Genomic DNA, 20,604 nt, shown 5'->3' on the forward strand with positions numbered 1-20,604 from the left:
AGTGCTAGTTTTTTGTTTATACATAAGATAAAAAAGTCGTTAAAATCCCAAAACTGAATTTTAACGACTTTTTATCAAAGAAACTGGATGCCTATGTCCCAGCCCCTTTTTTGGTGCGCCTGGCATGGGTAATAACTTGACGTTGAAAGTCCGTTACAGGCTTGGTAGTAGGAAATGTTAATATAGGAAAACTAACAATATTTAATTATCGTTTTCTTACATTACTAACTGTGTCTTTAACAATATTAGTATGCTTTAGTGGTTGAGAGTAGTGCTGTTATTGAAGTGCGATTCAACTTTTTTAATTGAAAAGAAAATTTCATTGTCTAAAGTACAAGTTTTGGGTTTCAATACATATTTGCATTGGCTTTTGGCCATTGGTTATAAAACCTATTTACTCTTATTATCGTTAATTGAATAATTTTTTAAGTGGTCATAATTGTACATATTGTTTGCTGTAGTAATACATGTCAGAATTTGAATTACACTAATTGAACAAACAAGAAATGTAAGTACATAGTCGAACCCTGTATTAATCATTGATAAGATAAGGACTGAATTAAAAAGTATAGAAATAAAATATAGTGAACGTAATAAATGTAAGTAGATTTGTGTTACTCGTAAAATTTTAAAATTTTTCTTTTTTAAGTTTTTAATTTCATCTTTTTGTGCCTTTTCTTTGTTTTTTTCTTTAGTAAATATTGATTTATCCCCTACTTGCTTAGATTCATTATATTTCAAGGAAATAGTTTTGATTATGTCGTACTCCTTTTTGGCAATTTCCTTGCTTGTATTGTAATCAAATTTAGATTTTTGGGTCAAATTATAAAAAACTTTAGATTTTTCATAACTCGAAAAAATTAATGAAAAAACTAAGAATAAGATAGAAGATAACACAAATAAAAATAAATAAAAATAAATAAACATTATTTCTTTATCTTTTGGTATCTTAAGCCAAATTATATAATTAAGCGCTAATATAAAAATAGTCATCAGTATTGTCACTAATATAAAAATAAAGCTTTTTAAGTATACATCGCTTTTTTTAATACCCTTTATAATTTTGTTAGTATCAAATAAAGTTATAACTAAATAAAGTATAAAGATAAAGATAAAAAAAGGTGTGAAATCAGAATGATATCCAAATTTTTGAAATTCAGTTATAAGCGATTTGATTAACATTATAATCATCTCCTCTAATATTAAAGATATTATATACAATAGGTTTAATAGAAGCAATGTTTATAAGTTGATTGATACAAGAGAAAAGAGACACTTGTAAACTCCACTTATCAAATCCTCCTATAAACTTATAAAATTTATGTATTAGACACTTATTACACTCTTTGGTAGATTAAAGGAAATCATATATTCAAGGGGGAGTTGTTATGGAATATTCACCAAAGCAAGGGGTTAGAAGTCACGGTTTGCCACATGATCCTTTCAAGAGTAGCACGGTGCCACGTCCGATTGGTTGGATTTCTACGGTTTCAAAGGATGGTAAGGATAATTTAGCGCCCTATAGTCAGTATCAAAACTTAACTTGGGATCCGCCTATGGTTATGTTTGCGGCGAATCAGTCGGTATTGGGTAATCATGAGCGTAAAGATACTGTGAAGAATGCTGAAGAGACTGGTTGGTTTGTTTGGAATATGGCGACATATGATTTACGAGAAGCTGTCAATTTATCATCTAAAGCATTACCACCTGAAGATGATGAATTTGAATTTGCAGGCGTGACAAAAGAAGCGTGTATCGAAGCGCCTGGTTATCGTGTCAAAGAGTCACCGGTACATTTTGAGTGTGAGTATGTACAAACAATCCGAATTCCAACAGGAGATCCTGTATCAACGGTAGATATTGTGATTGGGCGTATTGCGCAAGTACATATCGATGACAACGTAATTTTAGATAATGGAAAGTTGGATATTAAATCCATTCGTCCAATTGCACGTCTTGGCTACTATGATTACACCGTTGTAGATGAAATCTTTGAAATGAAAGCACCAGCCGCAACGAAAGAAGAACTTGCAGGATTAGAAGGACGCAATTTTGATAATAAAACTGAATAATGGTTGAACCATCGAGGGGAGATGGGGGAATGAAAGAAAAATTAAGTTATCAACTGCAGTTTATAATTTACAGTTTGATTGGTATTATCTTTTTCTTTATACCAATCACAGTGAATGGTTCAACATCGATACCTTTAGATTATGTCGTTACACTGTTTCAGCAACATTTAGCCACTTTAACTAAAGTACTTATTTTAATTGTCATTATTTGTGGTGGTATATTGCCATTTATTCAAAAAGATTGGCAAAAGGGGAAAATCGCCACAAGTTTCATCTTTTTTAAAGTTTTAGGTGCAGTTATCGGTATTTTGCTATTCTTTAAAATTGGACCAGATTGGTTTGTCAGCGAAAAGACAGGACTCTACTTGTATGACTATCTTGTTGTACCGGTTGGGCTCACCGTACCCATTGGTGCTGCTTTTCTCACATTTTTAGTCAGTTATGGCTTATTTGAATTTGTAGGCGTGTTCACACAACGTATTATGAAACCCGTATGGCATGTGCCAGGTCGCGCAGCAGTAAACGCACTCGCTTCATTCGTCGCAAGCTTTGCGGTAGGTTTATTAATCACAGACAAAGAATACCGTGAAGGAAAATACAACCATAAAGAAGCAGTCATTATAGCGACAGGCTTCTCGACTGTAACAGTGGCTTTTATGGTAGTTATTGCGAAAACTTTAGATTTAATGTCACATTGGAACTTGTATTTCTTCGTGACACTGTTTGTGACATTTGTGGTAACAGCGATTACGACGAGAATACCACCGATTAGCCGAATGAGTACAGACTATTATGATACACCAGAAATTGAAGAAGACTTGAGTGATCTCACATTTAAAAGTAAAGTGTCACTCGCATGGACAAGAGGATTAACAACAGTTAAAGAAGCTCCACATTTATTTAAAAATGTATGGCAAAACTTTAAAGAAGGTGTACTCATGTCGATGAGCATATTGCCAACGATCTTATCAATAGGACTCATCTTTATGTTGATTGCCGAATACACACCCGTCTTTAACTACGGCGCATATGTATTTTATCCATTAACCGCATTGTTACAAATACCGGAGCCATTTCTAGCAGCAAAAGGTACAGCCATTGGCATTACAGAAATGTTCTTGCCATCACTGATTGTTATCGGTGCACCATTAGTGACCAAATTCATTATTGCAGTCGTATCCGTTTCAACAATTATATTCTTCTCAGCAAGTGTACCAAGCATGTTATCAACACACATACCATTAAAAATACAAGACCTCGTCATTATTTGGTTTGAACGCTCAGTACTAAGTCTAATCATCGTGACACCATTAGCATTTTTGTTCTTGGGATAACAAGCAGAATTTTATATGAAACGTATAGATATTTTAGAACAGGGTATGGGGATATTCGGTTCTAGAATATCTATTTTCGTCTGAGTATTGTTTAGGATAAATTCATTACATTGAATAGAAATTTTTGAGGTAATGTCATTTCAAAATAGCAATGTTTAATTCGAGATAGAGTTTGATATAATTCAAATGAATAGCCTATTCAATAAAAGATGAAATGAAGCGCGGTAGTAATGTTGGAATTTGAGAAGATGGTAAGGTGCATAGAAATGTAGTACGAAAAGTGAGTGATAGGAGGAATATATATGGCTAAATTTGCATTTAGAGATGAAGAAAGACAAAAGATCATTCGTTCAAATCAAGTAATTGAAGAGGATAGAAATACGCGTTTTTATTGCCCAAACCCTAGGTGTAATGCTGAACTATATATTTGTGCAATCGATGGTAGTAAAAACGCTTATTTTAGAGCTACAAAATCTAATTCAAAACATGATTTAAAGTGTCCATATGGAACTAGTGTTTCAGAGTTTGATTCAAACAACTATGATGAATCAAAATTTGTTTTTGACGATGCAATAGATAATCTTTTATGCGCAACAAAAACATCATCGTCAACAAGTAGTTCTACTACACACGGGACTGGTGAACCGGGTATTCACTCAATAAAAACATTAAGACAAATGTACGCTTTGTGTAAAAGTCTATCTGTTAGGGATAAATATGCTGGTAAAGAAATAGGTGAAATGATTTTAGACGATAGGAGTCAATACAGATATCCCAAAGGTTGTTTTGGGAATAAGTTAGTTGAAGCGACTGTAGACGGGCAAATATATGACAATAAAAAGAAAGAAGTTTATTTAGTAGCGCCTATTAACTCCAAAAAATATACATTTATATTATCGTTTTCAGATGAAACAATCTATAAAGCAATTAGAACAGAAATATATAATAACAAGGATAAGATTTTAGTGGTTGCTGGGAACTGGCAATCTTCTGGAACATACAACAAATTTAAATCAAAAATAATTAGCAAAAAACAGGTGGCAATAATCAAATCATAGCGTTTTTAGCGTTCAAAAATTTAAAACCCCAAAAAACCCCAACCAATGCACAACACATGCACTGCTTGGGGGTTTAATAGATTTAGAGAGAAGTATATAAACTCTTCTATAAGAGAGAGTCCCAAATGTTATTTCGCAACACGTTGCTCGCGTACGTATACAACGAGGTAGAAAATAATTGTTGCGATTAATAATAGAATGGCAGCGATATAGAATGCCAATACTTTCGAGCCTGTAAGGTCACTGATGTAGCCTGTTAACCATGGTGCGACAACGGATGATGCCATACCGAAGAAGTTAAAGGTTCCGAGTGCTTTTGCGACTCTGTCTTGTGATACGGAATCAGATACGAATGTGATCAACACGGGGTCGATGGCCAGTTTACCTAATAATCCGTAGAGGACGAGTGCGATGTAAAGCACGGTTGGGTTTGGTGCGAATACGGTTAAACTGATTGTAATCGCTGCTGCGAGTAATAAGAATAAAATCAGTTTTAAACGTTGGTCGCCGTGTTTGTCGATGTATTTTGAGAAGAAGAGTGCGCCCGGAATGGCTGTGACGGCAACGAGTGCGGCTACATAGCCTACTGATGATTGGGCGAACCCTTTTTCTGATACTAAGAATGATGGCAACCATGTCACAATCATGTAGTAGCCGTAACATGTTGCAAAGTAAACGAAGTATGTTGCGAGTTGTTTCGGTGCGAAGAGTGATACGTCTTCTGCGGGTGTGTCTACGACTGCAACGTTTTCTTCTTTTTTCACGGCAATTTGTTGATCGTATTTGTCGCTTTTAATAAAGAGCATGAAGATGAATGTGACGGCTATGATGATGACGGCTGTCATGTATAGCATGTAGTTCCATTGAATGTTCATGCCTGCAACTAGGACGGATGAACCGACGAGTCCGATAACCATCCCTAATGCTGAACCGCTGTTAATAATGGCGTTTGAGAATGATTTTTTCTCTTTTGGCATATGTTTGGCTGACAGTGAATATGCCGCGCCATAATAAGAACCTGTTGAAATCCCTGCTACGAGTGCCCCGATATAGACTTGCATGATGGTGCTGCTCGTTCCGATGATTAAGGCTGCAGCTGCAAATCCTAAAAAGGCAGGAATCAGTACTTTTTTCTGGCCGAATTTATCTACGAGTGCGCCGGATGGTATTTGCATCCCTGTGTACGCAAAGAAGTAGATAGAAGCGACTAAGCCCATTTGTGCGTCGCTAATGTTGCCAAGTGATTCTTGGATTTGTGGATATATGGGCGTTAAGATTGTTCTATAAATCCATATAGCAACCCAACCTAGAACGAGGGCGAAAATAATCTTTTTATAATAATTTTCGTCATACTTTATGTTGTTCATCATGATATCCTCCTTAGATATATGTGTGTATCTCAAGGATAGTGGAATTGATGAAGGATCACATTGGTATAATTGGACAAAGATGTTTCATATTATGTCTAATTCAGCCAAATTATAGCGTTAGATGTTCGGATGTGAAAATGGCGAGTCGAATGTCTAATGAGTTTTCTGGATCGCTAATGTCCATATTTAACATTTCCTCACATTTGTTAATGCGGTATTTCACGGTGTTTCGATGTATGAACATTAATGAAGCGGTTTTTGTAATATCGCATTGATTCTCCATATACACTTTTAATGTTTTTTTCAATTCTTTATCTTTCACTTTTTGTGGATAGGCGAGTGGCCCCAGTGTGTAATTGACGAAAGGTCTCAGTTTGTCGACAGGAATGAGTTGTAGCAGTTCTTCTACGCTTTTTGAACGATAGATTTCGATAAATTCTCTGAGATAGCTTTCATTATGTGTGTCATAGACTTCGTTTGCTTCGATAAAGGACAATGTGATTTGTTTAAAGTCTGTCACTTGGTTACCTATGCCGAATGAGAGTGAACTGTTAAAGAATTTCTTATATTCTTTCTGCAAAAACTTACAGTATTCTATATAATTTTCATGCTTTTTCTGCATTAATATAACGAATTTATAGTTGTTTCTGAGCCCGTAAATGCTGATGTTATCGTCGATGTTTTCTAGCATTTCTTTGAGCCAAATGAAGGTCATTTGATAACGTTCGCTAAGGTAGACGCTATTCTCCATGCCGTCTTCTCGGTCTACCCCACAAATGATGATTTGATAGTAGTTGGATTGTCTTAAGTGGTAGTTTTGGAAGAAGTCAGGGTTTTGGCTCATATCAATGGGCGAACTGTCTTTTGTCTTCATAAGTGATTCGAAAAATTGGTTGGTGTCTTCTTGTTGCTGGGCCAGTATACGGTTTTCTTTATAAATGGCGAAGCTGAGTACGTTAACGGCTTGTTCAATTGCAAGGTAGCTGAATGGATAGCTTAATTTTTGAATTTCTAAAATCATGATGTAGTACGGGAAGTATGTAAATGCAGGGACTTCGAACACACCGTACTCGTTTTCATCGAATGTCACTTCTTTGGTTTCGTGATTGTAGTTGTCGGTGAATTTCTTCAAATACTGTCGTGCTTCGCCGGGTTTATTTTTGAAATATAAACTTTGGCTTTCGATGCTTAGAAACGGGTTAATCAGTAAGATGGGTGCTTTGATGAGTTTAGATAGCTGTTCGATAATTTTATCAATCGTATATTCGTTGATAATCATTTTGTTCATTTTTTGTTGTAAATCAATCGCAAAGTTGAGTTTGTCGTTTTCGTCGTCTGCGATATATGCGGCGATTTCATGTGTGATAGCGCCTAATTTCCAATAATATGGAATCTCGATAATCGGGAAGTTGAGTTTGTTCGCATGGTCGATAACTTCTTGATCAATTTTGTGTAAAAATCGCGAAAGTTTAATACCCACTCCTGCGACATTCACGCTATGCAAGTCGTTAATGAGCTGTATCAACCCTTTTTGATTGTCTTGGTAAACCATGGCTGTTGTGAGTAATAACGTGTTTTCAGCAATATAGTCTTTGATGTCAGGTGTTTCCGTAATATCTACAAATTCTACATATCTGTTCAAATCTCCTTGGGCGTTAATGAGCTTTAATCCTGAAAAGAGTTCGATGTCCAAAATGTCTTTTAATGTTGCCATATTCTTATCATCTCCCAAAAAATTGTCAAAAATGACTAAAAAAATATTTTATATGTTTATTCTGTCATAGAATGTAAGCGCACACAATAGTACATTTTAATAAAGAGAGGATCCTTCTAAAAGTTTTAAAGGAGGCTTGAAATGGATCGTATTGATAATAGACCGATTTCATTCTATGAGCAACGCGGGTATAACAAAGATATTATGCCGAAGACACCAGAGCAACGTAACTTTAATACTTTTAACTATTTTACGCTGTGGATGGGTGCTGTACACAATATTCCTAACTATACGGCAGTGGGTGGCTTTTTGCTGTTGGGACTATCCCCACTACAGATTATGATAGCATTAGTCATCAGTTCTGTGGCGATTGGCATCTTATTGGCGGCAAATGGTTATGCAGGATCGAAATATGGCATTCCTTTTGCGATGCATCTGAGGTTAACGTATGGCGATATGGGGGCTAAACTCCCAGGTATCTTGCGTGGTGTGGTAGCAGGTATTGCATGGTTCGGTTTACAAACATACGCGGGGGCATTGGCTTTAATTGTATTATTAGACAAGATTTTCCCAGGTTTCTCAGATATTGGTGGGAGTGGTGAGTTTTTAGGCTTAACAGCATCTGCGGCCATTGCATTTTTCATTTTTTGGTTGATTAACTTCGCCATCGGTTTTGGTGGGGGTGCTATTTTAAATAAATTTACGGCGGTTTTAAATCCGCTGATCTATATCATTTTTGGTGGTATGGCGATATGGGGTGTCAAAGTAGGCGGTGGTTTTAGCAACATTCTCGCTTATGATTTAACGAACAATACGCATGCATCCTATCCAGTGATTTTAGGCTTTTTAGTCGTTATGAATTCATTGATTGCGGTATGGGCAGCGCCTGGTGCGAGTGTAGCGGACTTTACACAAAGTGCGAAATCTACGAAAGCACAAGTCGTTGGACAAATTGGTAGTGTTGTTGTGGCACATATTTTATTTGCGATTTCAAGTGTATGTATTTTAATCGGTGCTTCTATTTTTACTGGTAAACAAGAGTGGAATATTCTTCATATTATCGGTAAGTGGGATAGCTTGATCGCAATTATTTTTGCAGTTGGCGTGTTACTGATGACGACGATTTCTACAAATGCGACAAGTAATATTATTCCAGCGGCGTATCAATTAAGTGCGCTGTTACCAAAAGTAATCACTTATAAACGCGGTGTTATCATTGCCGCTGTTATTAGTGTCATCATCATGCCTTGGAAAATGATGGAAAACAGCGATAGTATCTTTATGTTTCTAAATTTAATCGGTGCGATTCTCGGCCCAGTTGCGGGTGTGATGGTTGCCCATTTCTATCGCGTCATTCATAAAGAAGTCGACTTGGATAAACTGTATTTCGATACAAACAATCCACCAGCAGACCTTGAGCGTTTAAACAAAAAAGCGTATATTGCAACGATTGTCGGTGTGCTTGTATCATTTTCGGGTTTTATTCCAGGTTTGAAATTAATTTCTGATTTATCTTGGTTCATTGGCTTTATAACAGCAGCAGTTCTATATCTAATATTAAAAAAATTGGGAAAAGGACAGGTGAAACAACATGAAGTTTGATACTTTAATTAAAAATGGGCTTGTAATTTTAGAAGATGAAGCGAAAGAGGTTGAAGTAGGTATTAAAGACGGCAAGATTGCTGAAATTGGTACGGACTTAGGCGACGCAGCTGAAGTGATTGATGCGAAAGGACTTATTGTATCGCCGGGTATGATTGATGCGCACGTGCATATTACAGAGCCGGGTGGCGGTTATCGTGATGATTGGGAAGGTTATGAAACAGGCACACGTGGTTCGGCTAAAGGTGGCGTTACAACGATTATTGAAATGCCGTTAAACCAAGTGCCTGCGACGACAGATCATGAATCAATCCAAGTGAAATATGCGGCGGGTGAAGGTAAGTTAGCGGTTGATGTCGCAAGTTATGGTGGTTTGGTGCCATACAATCTTGATGGTGGTATCCAAGAACTGGATGAAGATGGTGTTGTCGCATACAAATGTTTCGTTGCGACATGTGGTGACCGTTCGATTGATGGAGATTTCATGAATGTGGATGACTATTCACTGTATGAAGGTATGAAACAAATTGCGAAAACAGGCAAAATCTTATCTATCCATGCTGAAAATGCTGCGATTACGGATAAATTAGGCGAGATTGCTTACAAAAATGGTGAAACAACGATGGCTGCTTATGTGGATAGCCGACCAGCATTTACAGAAGTTGAGCCGATTCAAAAATTAATTTTATTCGCGAAAGAAACGGGTTGTCGTATTCACATCGTACACGTTGCATGTGAAGAAGGTGTCGAAGCGATTGTGAAAGCACAAAAAGAAGGCGTAGACGTTACATGTGAAACATGCACACACTACTTGTATTTCTACAAAGAAGAGTTAGATGACATTGACTTTGTAACGAGTGACCACTCACCATGTAATCCTGAATTAAAAGATAAAGACAATGCGTTTGAAGCGTGGGGCGGTATTGCAGGCGTACAAAATAACGTTGATGTGTTATTTGATGAAGGTGTTCAAAAACGCGATATGTCTTTAATACGCTTTGCAGAAATTATTGCTAAAAACCCAGCAGAAAGATTCGATCTTAAAGAAAAAGGTAGCATTAAAGAAGGTAAAGATGCAGACTTCGTATTGATTAAACGTGATGCACCTTACACATTAAAAGCAGAAGATTTAGCATACAGACATCAAATTAGCCCATATGTAGGCAGAGAAATTGGTGCGCAAGTTGTGAGAACGATTTTACGCGGGCAAACAACGTATGAACAAGAAAAAGGTTTATTATCAGAATTTGTAGGTCAATTTATTAAAAAATAATGAAACAGCATAAAAAAGCTCAGCTGGCACGACACGCCAGCTGGGCTTTTAAAGTTTTATGTTAGAAGATGCAACTTCGATTGCTGTATCAATCAAGATGCTAATCCCATTTTCGATTTGTTGTGTTGTGACGGATTCTTGTGGTGAGTGACTAATCCCGTCTTTACAAGGAATAAAAATCATACTCGTAGGACACAGATGTGCCATATTCATCGCATCGTGGCCGGCACCACTAAACATTTTGTGATACGTCCGTTTTTGTAGTTTGGCTTTTTCTTCAATAATGTCGGCGATTTTTTCTGATAATGCAACGGGTGTGTCTTGACCGAGAGAATCGATATTGACATGAATGTTGCGCGTGCTTGTAATTGTATGAATTTGCGTCATGATTTCGTTCACGACAGTCGTACGAACATCTTTGTCGATGCCACGGACATCAATTAAAAGTTGAACATCACCGGGTACGGCGTTCATCGTGTTTGGTGTGACATTGACGCCACCAACCGTTGCGACAATGCCGTCATGATGGTAGTTGTTGGCGATACACTCAACTTGAAGAATAATCTCTGCGGCGCAAGTCATGGCGTCTTTACGCATCGGCATAGGTGTTGAACCGGAATGGCTCGTTGTACCTGTCAATTTCACTTTAAAACGTTCAGGTGCTGCAATATGTGTGACAATCCCAATTTCTTTATTTTTGTTTTCTAAAATAGGGCCTTGTTCGATGTGTAATTCAAGAAAAGCTTTCATCTTATCGGTGTGAGGGGCTTTTCTCGGTTCGGTAGAGGTCATGGATTGCACGACGTCTAGTAAAGTTTGCCCGTCTTTGTCTTGGATTGTTTTCATATCTTCTTCGTTTAACATACCGCACAAATATTTGCTGCCGATCGTTGCGACGTTAAAGCGTGCAGATTCTTCGCAACTAAAGGCGATAATTTCAATCGGATGATCGGTGATGAAGTTGATGTCGTTAAGATGGCGTACCACTTCTAGTGCGCCGACAACACCTAGCAGGCCGTCATACTGCCCGCCCTCAGGTACGGTATCAATATGTGAACCGATAACAACGGGCGGCAAATCATTGTATTTCCCGTCGCGTCGTGCGATGACGTTTCCGACTTTGTCGAAGTAGACGGTCATGCCGAGTTCTTGACAGTACATGGAGAATTTCAGTGCGGCCAGTCTTTCGTTATGTGTAAATGCAAGACGATTGATGCCATCTAACTTCGTGCTAATGCCTAAATTATTAAAGCTGTTTAAGGTTGATAATATGCGATGTATGTTCATTACAACGCCTCCTCATTTTTAATAAATGCACATGCTTGATGATAGATTTTCAGTGTTTCATGGGTCACAGTTTCATCGAATTGATGGGCGTCACTGTTGATTTTCACGAGTGTTGCATTTGGATTGATTTTCGTTAAGTTTTCACTATAAGTAATCGGTACGTCCGGATCATCGCTTGCATGTGCAATGAATAGTTTTGGTAACTTGGTGAGTGCAGATGTATCAATGTGATAGTCGATGATCGTTGGCCATAGCCCGCAATGTCTGTAATAGAGGTATAAGAGATATCTAGGATGTGGCGGGATGCACGTTGAGACGGTTGGTTGTGTAAATTGTGTTTTAATGTCGTCAGTGAGTAGTGCTGTTACGTTAAGATGATTTTTCGGTATCGCTTTAAAATCAGGATGACTTACATCATAAAAGCCGTAAAAGTCGATGACGCCTTGGGTCGGATATTGGCTCGCATAAATTAAACTTAAAAAGCCACCTGCAGAACGTCCCATACAATATACTTCCATATCATAAGTATTAACGTATGTATGAATATGTTGCAAGTCTTCCAGTATGTTTTGAAAGTTCGCTTCTGGTAGCAAGCGATAATCCACTGTTAATAAATGGTAGTATTGCGTGATGACGTCGATATATTCTGTCGGTAAATCATTGCGTTGACCGAATATTAAGCCACCTCCGTGAAAATAAATCAATATACGTTGACATGTCGTTTGTGCACGATACAAAGTGCCTTTGAGTGTATACGTGTCTCCGCTATAAATATGAACTTCTTGCATACATACACCTCTTTCTCTATTTGAAGCTACTTCCCTGACTTTAGTATACGGCGATAATTCTAAAAAATATTTGTATAACTTGTATAAAAAGTAGCGAGAGTATTATCTGAAGTGTCAAAGAATAATCCCTACTGGCGGTATAGAATTAAAGTAGAAGATAAAACGAGGAGGTAAATGCTGTGGATATTCGTACAATGTTTGAAAGTTTAGATCAACAATTTACTAGTTATGGTGGCCTTCAAGGTGGCGGTATTACACGATTATTATATTCGGATGAGTGGACGGAAGCAGTCCGTGCATTGGAAACACTTCTAAAAGAGGAAGGCTTTGAAGTGTCGTTTGATGACGTCGGTAACCTGACAGGTCGTATCGAAGGGAGTGAACATCCTGAAGAAACAATCATGTCTGGTTCACATATAGATACGGTTGTTGAAGGCGGTCACTTAGACGGACAGTTCGGTATTTTATCTGCCATTATCGCAATGAAATATTTAGTCGAAAAATATGGCCAACCGAAAAAGTCTTTAGAGGTATTATCTTTAGCGGAAGAAGAAGGCAGTCGCTTCCCATACACATTCTGGGGGAGTAAAAACTTCTTCAATCTCGCAGATAAAAAAGATGTAGAAGAGATTGCAGATGCAGAAGGTGTGAAATTTACAGATGCAATGCGTCAATCTGGCTTTGATTTCAGACAAGATGACGCTGTTCGTGACGATATTAAAGCATTTGTCGAAATGCACATTGAGCAAGGTAAAGTGCTTGAAACAGAAGAAAAATCAATCGGTGTTGTGACAGGTATCGTTGGGCAAAAACGCTATACGATTAATTTAAAAGGTGAAGCGAACCATGCAGGTACGACACCAATGGGACTTAGAAAAGATGCAGTCGTTGCATTTACAGAAATTGTACAACGTCTTGTGAAAAGAGCGGAAGAAATTGGTGATCCGCTTGTATTGACGTTTGGTCATGTAACGCCTGTACCGAATACCGTGAACGTTGTGCCGGGTGAAGTAGAGTTCTCAGTAGACTGCCGACACATTGATCAAGCGGCACTGAATGATTTTGCGGATGAAGTAGAAGCAACCATTAAAGAAGTCGCACAACAACGTGGTATGGACGTGAATATCAATTTATGGATGGATGAAGAACCAACATTAATGGACGACGACATTATTAAAAATGTTGAGTTAGCTGCCGAAGAAGTGGCTGGACAAGCGTATAAAGTGATGCCATCAGGTGCTGGACACGATTCTCAAATCTTTGCGAAACACGTACCAACAGGCATGATTTTTGTACCGTCTATTAAAGGTATTTCACATAACGTTGAAGAAGAAACAAACGTAGAAGATTTAGTAAAAGGTATCGAAGTATTAGCGAGCGTATTACACAAATTAGCATATTAGAAGAAGGAGCGATTGTACGTGGGCTATTTAAATCACAAACAAGGTTATAGAGAAGAATTATTAGAAACAAGATCAGTCATTAAAAAAGACAACTTTGCATTAATTACACCAGACGGCTTAGTCAACAACGTTGTACCAGGATTTGAAGATTGCGATATGACTATTTTAGGTTCACCAAGATTAGGCGCACGATTCGTTGACTATTTAGTAACGGTTAAAAATCAAGGCGGTAACAAACAAGGCTTTGGCGGTAACGGGATTCAAACGTTTGTTTATGTCGTTTACGGTGCGATTACAGCAAAAGTAGACGGTCAATCATATGATTTAACACAAGGCGGTTACTTGTATGTCCCACCACATCTTCAATTAACATTTGAAAACAACAATGGTGGCGAAGACAGTCGTCTGTTCTTGTATAAAAAACGCTATCAAGAAGCGGAAAATGTTGGTAAACCGGACATCGTAGTCGGCAACGTCAATGATATTGAACCGGAAGCATATGAAGGTATGGAGGAAGTGTTAATTCAAGACTTACTCCCTAAATCTTTAGAATTCGATATGAACTTCCACATTTTATCGTTCAAACCAGGTGCATCACATGGTTATATTGAAACACATGTACAAGAACACGGTGCGTATGTATTGAGTGGTAGAGGTATGTATAACCTTGATAAAAACTGGATTCCTGTAGATAAAGGCGACTACATCTTTATGGGTGCGTACTCACCACAAGCAACGTATGCGATTGGATTAGATGAGCCGTTTGCGTATATCTATTCTAAAGATGCGAATAGAGACATTGAACTTTAGTAGAAAGGGGCTATTATCGTGGCAGAAGAATTAGTGTATGTTCAGCGAGATGAATTACGACAATTATTTTTAACACAGTTAGTTAATTCGGGTCTGCCGGAAAAGTTTGCTGAAAAAACAGCGGATTTGATGATCTTTGCGGATGAACGTGGCATTCATTCTCACGGTGCGGTGAGAGCAGAATACTATTCAAATCGTATTCAAGCAAAAGGTTTCAATCTAAATCCAGAATTGAAGTTTGAGAAGACGGGGCCGTGTAGCGGTATTTATTACGGTGACAATGCAATTGGTCACTATGTTGCTTATCAAGCGATGGAAGAAGCGATTGCCATGGCGAAAGATAAAGGCGTGGCAGTCGTTGGTGTAAAAGAAATGGGACATAGCGGTGCAATCGGCTACTATGCGCAACAAGCTGCTTTAGAAGGCATGGTTGCATTGACAGTGTGTCAATCAGATCCGATGGTTGTGCCATTTGGTGGGACAAAACCTTACTTTGGTACGAACCCTATTGCTTTTGGGACACCGAAAAAAGATGGCAAACCGATTATTTTTGATATGGCAACGACAGTACAAGCATGGGGCAAAATCTTGGATGCGCGAAGTAAAGGGAAAAGCATTCCTGATACTTGGGCTGTAGATGCGCAAGGCGAACCGACGACGAATCCAAATGATGTTGCAGCGTTATTGCCAGTTGCAGGTCCAAAAGGTTACGGCCTTATGATGATGATTGATATTTTATCTGGATCATTACTTGGCTTGCCATTTGGACAACATGTGACATCTATGTACAAAGACTTATCAGAATATCGCAAGCTTGGGCAATTGCATATTGTCATTAACCCAGCATTTTTTGGAGATAAAGCGCATTTCTTAGCACAAGTCTCACAAATGGTTGATGAATTACATGCGATACCACCTGCGAAAGGCTTTGATCAAGTGTACTATCCTGGAGAAATTCAAGAAGCGGTCATTGCTAAATATGAAGCAAGCGGCATCCCCGTTGCCAAAGAAATCTATGACTATTTAACGAAGTAAGTATTGCAATAGAGAGGGGTCATCACTGTGAGAGTGACGAAGGAACAGTTATTTAAGTTAATCAAAGAAAAGTTAATGAAGGCAGGACTACAAGATGTGTCTGCTGGGCATGTCGCAGATGTTTTAGTCTTTGCGGATCATAGAGGTATTCATTCGCATGGCGCCGTTCGTGTGGAATATTATGCAGAAAGAATTGCAAAAGGCGGTATTACGGTACAGCCGAACTATCGCTTGGAAAAAACAGGACCAGCTTCTGCTATTTATCATGGAGACAATGGACCTGGACACGAAGCAGCGTTATATGCGATGGAAGAAGCGATTGCTATGGCGAAAGATAACGGTATTGCAGTTGTAGGTGTAAAAGCGATTTCGCATAGCGGTGCTTTAGGATATTTTGTTGAAAAAGCAGCGCAAGAAGGTATGGTCGCAATCAGTGTCTGTCAATCAGATCCAATGGTCGTGCCTTTTGGTGGCACAGAGCCATACTTTGGCACGAACCCAATCGCATTTAGTTGCCCAACGGATGACGAACGCATTATTACATTTGATATGGCAACGACAGTACAGGCGTGGGGCAAAATTCTCGATGCGCGTAGTAAAGGGAAAGACATTCCGAATACATGGGCAGTTGATGCTGCAGGCGTACCAACAACGAATTCTCGAGATGTGCATGCCCTTTTACCAGTGGCTGGTCCGAAAGGCTATGGTTTGATGATGATGGTCGACATCCTCTCTGGCGCTTTACTTGGCCTACCTCAAGGCATTCACGTTTCATCTATGTATGCAGACTTGACGAAAGGACGCGATTTGGGACAGTTACACATCGTGATCAATCCAGCGTTCTTTACAGATCCAAAGCAGTTTAAAACACAGATTTCAACGATGTTAAATGAATTGAAGCAACAGCCTGCCGCACAAGGATATGATGAAGTGTATTATCCGGGTGAACGCGGTAAGTTGCGTGCTGAAAATTATGATAAACACGGCATCGAAATACCAGATGATATTTACGACTATTTAATGAGTGATGACGTGCATTATGACAGATATCATGGCAAGAATCGATTTGCAGAATAATAAAGGAGGAACATGATGCTATACACAGTGATTAAGGAAAATACGTATCAAGACTCTATCGTACTGATGTTACTCTCCAATAAATTAAGCGGTATTGAAGGGGTTAATAAAGCGTCGGTCATGATGGGGACACCTGCGAACAAAGATATTTTCAAATCTTCAGGATTAGCGACAGAAGCGCTCGAACAAGCGGGCCCTAATGATATTGCGATCGTCATTGACACAGAAGATCCGTCAAAAGTAGAGACGGTAAAAGTGGAAGTGGAAGCGGCGTTAAAAGGTGAATCAGAGTCTGACAGTAGTACAGCGAATAAGGAAGCAGTCAGTTGGAAACAAGCGTTAGATATGGCGGATAAACCGAATTTAGCATTGATTTCGATTCCTGGCACATATGCTGCGATGGAAGCTGAGAACGCATTAAAGCAGAACTTAAATGTGTTTATGTTTAGTGACAACGTCGCAAAAGAAGATGAAGTGAAGTTAAAACAATTGGCGCATGAAAAAGGGTTATTAGTGATGGGACCTGACTGTGGTACGGGTATTGTGCATGGTGTGCCATTAGCGTTTACGAATACCGTAAGCAAGGGTGACATTGGTATTGTCGGTGCGTCTGGCACAGGTATTCAAGAAGTTACAACAATCATTGATCGACTTGGTAAAGGTGTCACGAATGCAATTGGTACAGGTGGTCGAGATTTATCTACTGAAGTCGGTGCGATTACGATGATCGACAGTATTAAAGCGTTGAATGCAGATCCGACTGTCAATGTGATTACTGTCATTTCTAAGCCACCTGCGAAGGAAGTTCAAGAAAAGGTAATGAACACGCTACGAAATATTGCTAAGCCAATTGTGACGCTATTCCTCGGACATAAACCGACGTTCGATGAGCAAAATATTTACAATGCGTACACATTAGAAGAAGCGGCGGTTGTTTCAGTACAACTAGCGAACGGCGAAACACCAGCGTATGCACCGAAGTCATTATCTGACGTACAACCAGCATTTAAAGCAGAACAAACAAGTATTAAAGGATTTTATTCAGGTGGCACATTAGCCTACGAAGCAGCTATTTTAATCCAAGATGCTTTTGATGTCACAGGTGATCATGAAGAAGGTTATACGTTGAAATCAGAACATCATGAAGTGATTGATTTAGGCGATGATATGTATACACAAGGTAAGCCACATCCGATGATTGATCCGGAAATTCGTAAAGAAAAGCTACGTCAAGCGGCAGAAGATGAAAAAACAGCTGTTATTATGCTAGACAACGTTATTGGCTACGGTAGTCATGATGATATGGCGAATGAACTCGCACCAATTATTGCTGAAGTGATTGAACGTTCAAAACAAGCAGGCCGTGAAATTGTCGTATTAGCAACAGTGGTTGGTACGACGAAAGATTACCAAGGCTATGAATCACAAAAAGCCATTTTAGCAGATGCAGGGGCACATATTTGTGATACGAATGATCAAATGGTGCGCACGGCGATTGAATTGTTAGGTGGCAAAGTAGCGCAACCTGAAAAAACACTCGAAACTTTCGACAAAGTTACAGAAGATCTTGCGGTTGATGAGAAAGTGATGCAGTTGATTAACGACAAACCGAGCGTGATTAATATCGGTTTGAAGAGCTTCACAACAGCACTTCAAGATCATGATACCCCATATGTCCAATTCAATTGGAAACCAGTTGCAGGTGGAGATACAGAGTTAATCAAAGTACTACAATTTTTAAATAACTATGAAAAGGAGACTAACTGATGAATTTTAAAACAATAGATGAAGCGAACCAAGCAGTTGTTGAAAAAGTTATTGCCGCGTCTCCATTTTTAACTGATGTCGTGCCAGCATATGAAGTGATTCCTGAATTGCAAGAACATGTGTTGTTACATGCCGGACCACCGATGACATATGAAGATATGACAGATCCAATGCAAGGTTCATGTGTCGGTGCCATTTTATTTGAAGGTTGGGCAAGTGACGAAGCAGGCGCAAGACAATTATTAGAAGCAGGCAAAATCAAGTTAATCCCATGTCATCACGTGAATGCGGTTGGCCCAATGGGTGGTATTACATCGATGAACATGCCTGTACTCGTTGTTGTTAATAAAGAAAACGGCAATGAAGCATACTGTCAAATGAATGAAGGCATCGGTGCGGTTTTGCGATTTGGTGCATACAATCAACAAGTTGTCGATCGCTTGCACTGGATGAAAAACGTCTTAGGGCCTGTCTTGAGTAAAGCATTGAGAACGATTGATGGTGGTTTAAATATCAACGTCTTAATTGCCAAAGCGATTGCGATGGGTGATGAATTCCACCAACGTAATATTGCCGCATCTTACGCATTTTTACGTGATATGGCACCTATTATTTCAGGACTTGAAGATGTCGACGATAAAGATAAAAAAGATGTTTTACAGTTCTTGTCAGATACGGACCAATTTTTCTTAAATATCGCAATGGCAACTGGTAAAGCGATGATGGACGCTGCACGTACGATTCAAGCAGGAACAATTGTCACTGCCATGTGCCGTAACGGTAAAGAGTTTGGTATTCGCATTGCTGGTATGGGTGACGAATGGTTTACAGGCCCGGTTAACACGCCACAAGGCTTATACTTTACAGGTTACTCAGCTGAAGATGCGAACACAGACATTGGCGACTCTGCCATTACGGAAACAATCGGTGTTGGTGGTATGTCAATGATTGCGGCACCAGCCGTTACACGTTTTGTAGGAACAGGTGGCTTTAATGATGCACTTGAAACATCCAATCAAATGACCGAAATCTGTGTCGCAGAGAACCCTAACTTTATTATTCCGACATGGAACTTTAAAGGTGCACCACTCGGTATTGATGCAAGAAAAGTTGTTGAAACAGGTATTACACCAGTGATTAATACAGGTATTGCACATAAAATTGCAGGCTATGGACAAATTGGTGCAGGTACGGTGCATCCGCCGATTGAATGCTTTGAGAAAGCAATCAAAGCATATGCTAAAAAGTTAGGCTACACATCTTGATATTCGATTCAAAAGTCATTGGTCATGAAGTATTCAACTTTTTGGATGCCGACCGTCTCATCGTCCATAGTAAGTTCAACAAAGGTTTCAATATCGTGAATGAACGTCAAAACATGATATTCATTGGTACGGATGAAAATGGATTATTCCCTTTTGGTATCAATGTAGACCAGCAAACAAAGTCATGGTTATTAGATGACGTAGAAATTGGTTCAGAAATCATAACAAAAAATAACTGCCTTTACTTTGATCATCATATTTTAAAGTTGAATGGCAATATACTGAATTTCAAAGATAAATTAGTCCCCCAACTAGCATTTGTCGATGAAATAAAAAAATTAGACTTTCGTGCGTATGAAAATACAGATTTTAACAAGCAAAAAGTGGATTTACTGTTAGCAGAACTTACAAATGGTAACGATGATGAGGAGATGTTGCGCTATTTTATTGGAAGAGGCAGTGGTCTGACCCCGACAGGCGACGATATATTAATAGGCATGTTATTTGTACATCGTATAGTTCCTTTCATTGACCTTTCTAAAATAGCGCAAATCAAAAAAATATTGCAAGAAGATTGTACGACTTTGGTAAGTAAGCAGTTTTTAAATCTAGCACTTGATGGTGTATTTAGTACACGCCTCATGGATTTATTAGATGAAACCACCCTTTCCTTAAATATAGCGCGCTTATTAAAAGTCGGATCTTCTTCAGGAAAGGATACCGCTTATGGTATCTTTTCTGCTCTATAA

At 38.7% G+C, this 20,604-nt stretch carries 17 protein-coding genes; 12 read left to right on the forward strand and 5 right to left on the reverse strand.

Annotated features, from left to right (window positions below; translation table 11 throughout):
* Positions 1–390 precede the first annotated feature (390 nt).
* Positions 391–1,182 carry a hypothetical protein gene (locus TP70_RS00005; RefSeq protein ID WP_044358441.1) on the reverse strand — a complete coding sequence of 264 codons (792 nt, stop codon included), beginning with the start codon at positions 1,180–1,182 and terminating at the stop codon, positions 391–393.
* A 206-nt stretch (positions 1,183–1,388) separates the two neighbouring features.
* Here TP70_RS00005 and TP70_RS00010 point away from each other — a divergent pair, with 206 nt between their 5' ends.
* The 3 genes from TP70_RS00010 to TP70_RS00020 all read left to right on the forward strand — a co-directional run bounded on the left by TP70_RS00010 (position 1,389) and on the right by TP70_RS00020 (position 4,464).
* Complete coding sequence (locus tag TP70_RS00010; protein ID WP_044358443.1) at positions 1,389–2,072, forward strand: flavin reductase family protein; 684 nt, start codon at positions 1,389–1,391, stop codon at positions 2,070–2,072.
* A gap of 29 nt (positions 2,073–2,101) precedes the next feature.
* Positions 2,102–3,406 carry a YjiH family protein gene (locus TP70_RS00015; RefSeq protein WP_052502839.1) on the forward strand — a complete coding sequence of 435 codons (1,305 nt, stop codon included), beginning with the start codon at positions 2,102–2,104 and terminating at the stop codon, positions 3,404–3,406.
* A 302-nt stretch (positions 3,407–3,708) separates the two neighbouring features.
* The gene (locus tag TP70_RS00020) at positions 3,709–4,464 is read left to right on the forward strand and encodes a hypothetical protein (RefSeq protein WP_044358446.1); all 756 of its coding nucleotides are present in this window, start codon (positions 3,709–3,711) and stop codon (positions 4,462–4,464) included.
* 128 nt (positions 4,465–4,592) lie between these two features.
* Here the strand turns inward: TP70_RS00020 and TP70_RS00025 are convergent, their stop codons facing one another.
* Both TP70_RS00025 and TP70_RS00030 read right to left on the reverse strand, forming a co-directional pair.
* Positions 4,593–5,834, reverse strand: coding sequence for an MFS transporter (locus TP70_RS00025; RefSeq protein ID WP_044358447.1), 1,242 nt, complete (start codon positions 5,832–5,834; stop codon positions 4,593–4,595).
* A 109-nt stretch (positions 5,835–5,943) separates the two neighbouring features.
* Entirely contained in the window at positions 5,944–7,548 is a 1,605-nt protein-coding gene (locus TP70_RS00030) for a PucR family transcriptional regulator (protein WP_044358448.1), read from the reverse strand.
* Between the two features lie 141 nt (positions 7,549–7,689).
* Between TP70_RS00030 and allW the strand changes: the two genes are divergently transcribed.
* On the forward strand, positions 7,690–9,150 hold the full coding sequence (gene allW, locus TP70_RS00035; protein WP_044358449.1) for an allantoin permease: 1,461 nt from the start codon (positions 7,690–7,692) through the stop codon (positions 9,148–9,150).
* Entirely contained in the window at positions 9,140–10,423 is a 1,284-nt protein-coding gene (allB, locus tag TP70_RS00040; protein WP_044358450.1) for an allantoinase AllB, read from the forward strand. The genes allW and allB overlap by 11 nt, the downstream gene beginning before the upstream one ends.
* A gap of 48 nt (positions 10,424–10,471) precedes the next feature.
* Here the strand turns inward: allB and TP70_RS00045 are convergent, their stop codons facing one another.
* The gene (locus TP70_RS00045; RefSeq protein WP_044358451.1) at positions 10,472–11,710 is read right to left on the reverse strand and encodes a Zn-dependent hydrolase; all 1,239 of its coding nucleotides are present in this window, start codon (positions 11,708–11,710) and stop codon (positions 10,472–10,474) included.
* Positions 11,710–12,498, reverse strand: coding sequence for an alpha/beta hydrolase (locus tag TP70_RS00050; protein ID WP_044358452.1), 789 nt, complete (start codon positions 12,496–12,498; stop codon positions 11,710–11,712). The genes TP70_RS00045 and TP70_RS00050 overlap by 1 nt, the downstream gene beginning before the upstream one ends.
* 179 nt (positions 12,499–12,677) lie before the next feature.
* Between TP70_RS00050 and allC the strand changes: the two genes are divergently transcribed.
* The 7 genes from allC (at position 12,678) to TP70_RS00085 (ending at position 20,604) form a co-directional block, all read left to right on the forward strand.
* On the forward strand, positions 12,678–13,901 hold the full coding sequence (gene allC, locus TP70_RS00055) for an allantoate deiminase (protein ID WP_044358453.1): 1,224 nt from the start codon (positions 12,678–12,680) through the stop codon (positions 13,899–13,901).
* 18 nt (positions 13,902–13,919) lie between these two features.
* Positions 13,920–14,711 carry a (S)-ureidoglycine aminohydrolase gene (gene allE, locus TP70_RS00060; protein ID WP_044358454.1) on the forward strand — a complete coding sequence of 264 codons (792 nt, stop codon included), beginning with the start codon at positions 13,920–13,922 and terminating at the stop codon, positions 14,709–14,711.
* A gap of 18 nt (positions 14,712–14,729) precedes the next feature.
* Positions 14,730–15,746, forward strand: a complete 1,017-nt coding sequence (gene allD, locus TP70_RS00065; RefSeq protein ID WP_044358455.1) for an ureidoglycolate dehydrogenase — start codon at positions 14,730–14,732, stop codon at positions 15,744–15,746.
* Positions 15,747–15,773: 27 nt separating this feature from the next.
* Positions 15,774–16,823 (forward strand): ureidoglycolate dehydrogenase, encoded by a 1,050-nt coding sequence (gene allD, locus TP70_RS00070; protein WP_044358456.1) that lies wholly within the window; start codon positions 15,774–15,776, stop codon positions 16,821–16,823.
* A gap of 15 nt (positions 16,824–16,838) precedes the next feature.
* The gene (gene fdrA / locus TP70_RS00075) at positions 16,839–18,590 is read left to right on the forward strand and encodes an acyl-CoA synthetase FdrA (RefSeq protein WP_044358457.1); all 1,752 of its coding nucleotides are present in this window, start codon (positions 16,839–16,841) and stop codon (positions 18,588–18,590) included.
* Positions 18,590–19,855, forward strand: a complete 1,266-nt coding sequence (locus TP70_RS00080; RefSeq protein WP_044358458.1) for a YlbE family protein — start codon at positions 18,590–18,592, stop codon at positions 19,853–19,855. Before fdrA ends, TP70_RS00080 begins: the two co-directional genes overlap by 1 nt.
* A 95-nt stretch (positions 19,856–19,950) precedes the next feature.
* Complete coding sequence (locus tag TP70_RS00085) at positions 19,951–20,604, forward strand: oxamate carbamoyltransferase subunit AllH family protein (protein ID WP_142382266.1); 654 nt, start codon at positions 19,951–19,953, stop codon at positions 20,602–20,604.

It is taken from the genome of Staphylococcus microti, assembly GCF_000934465.1.
GTDB classification, from domain to species: Bacteria; Bacillota; Bacilli; order Staphylococcales; family Staphylococcaceae; genus Staphylococcus; species Staphylococcus microti.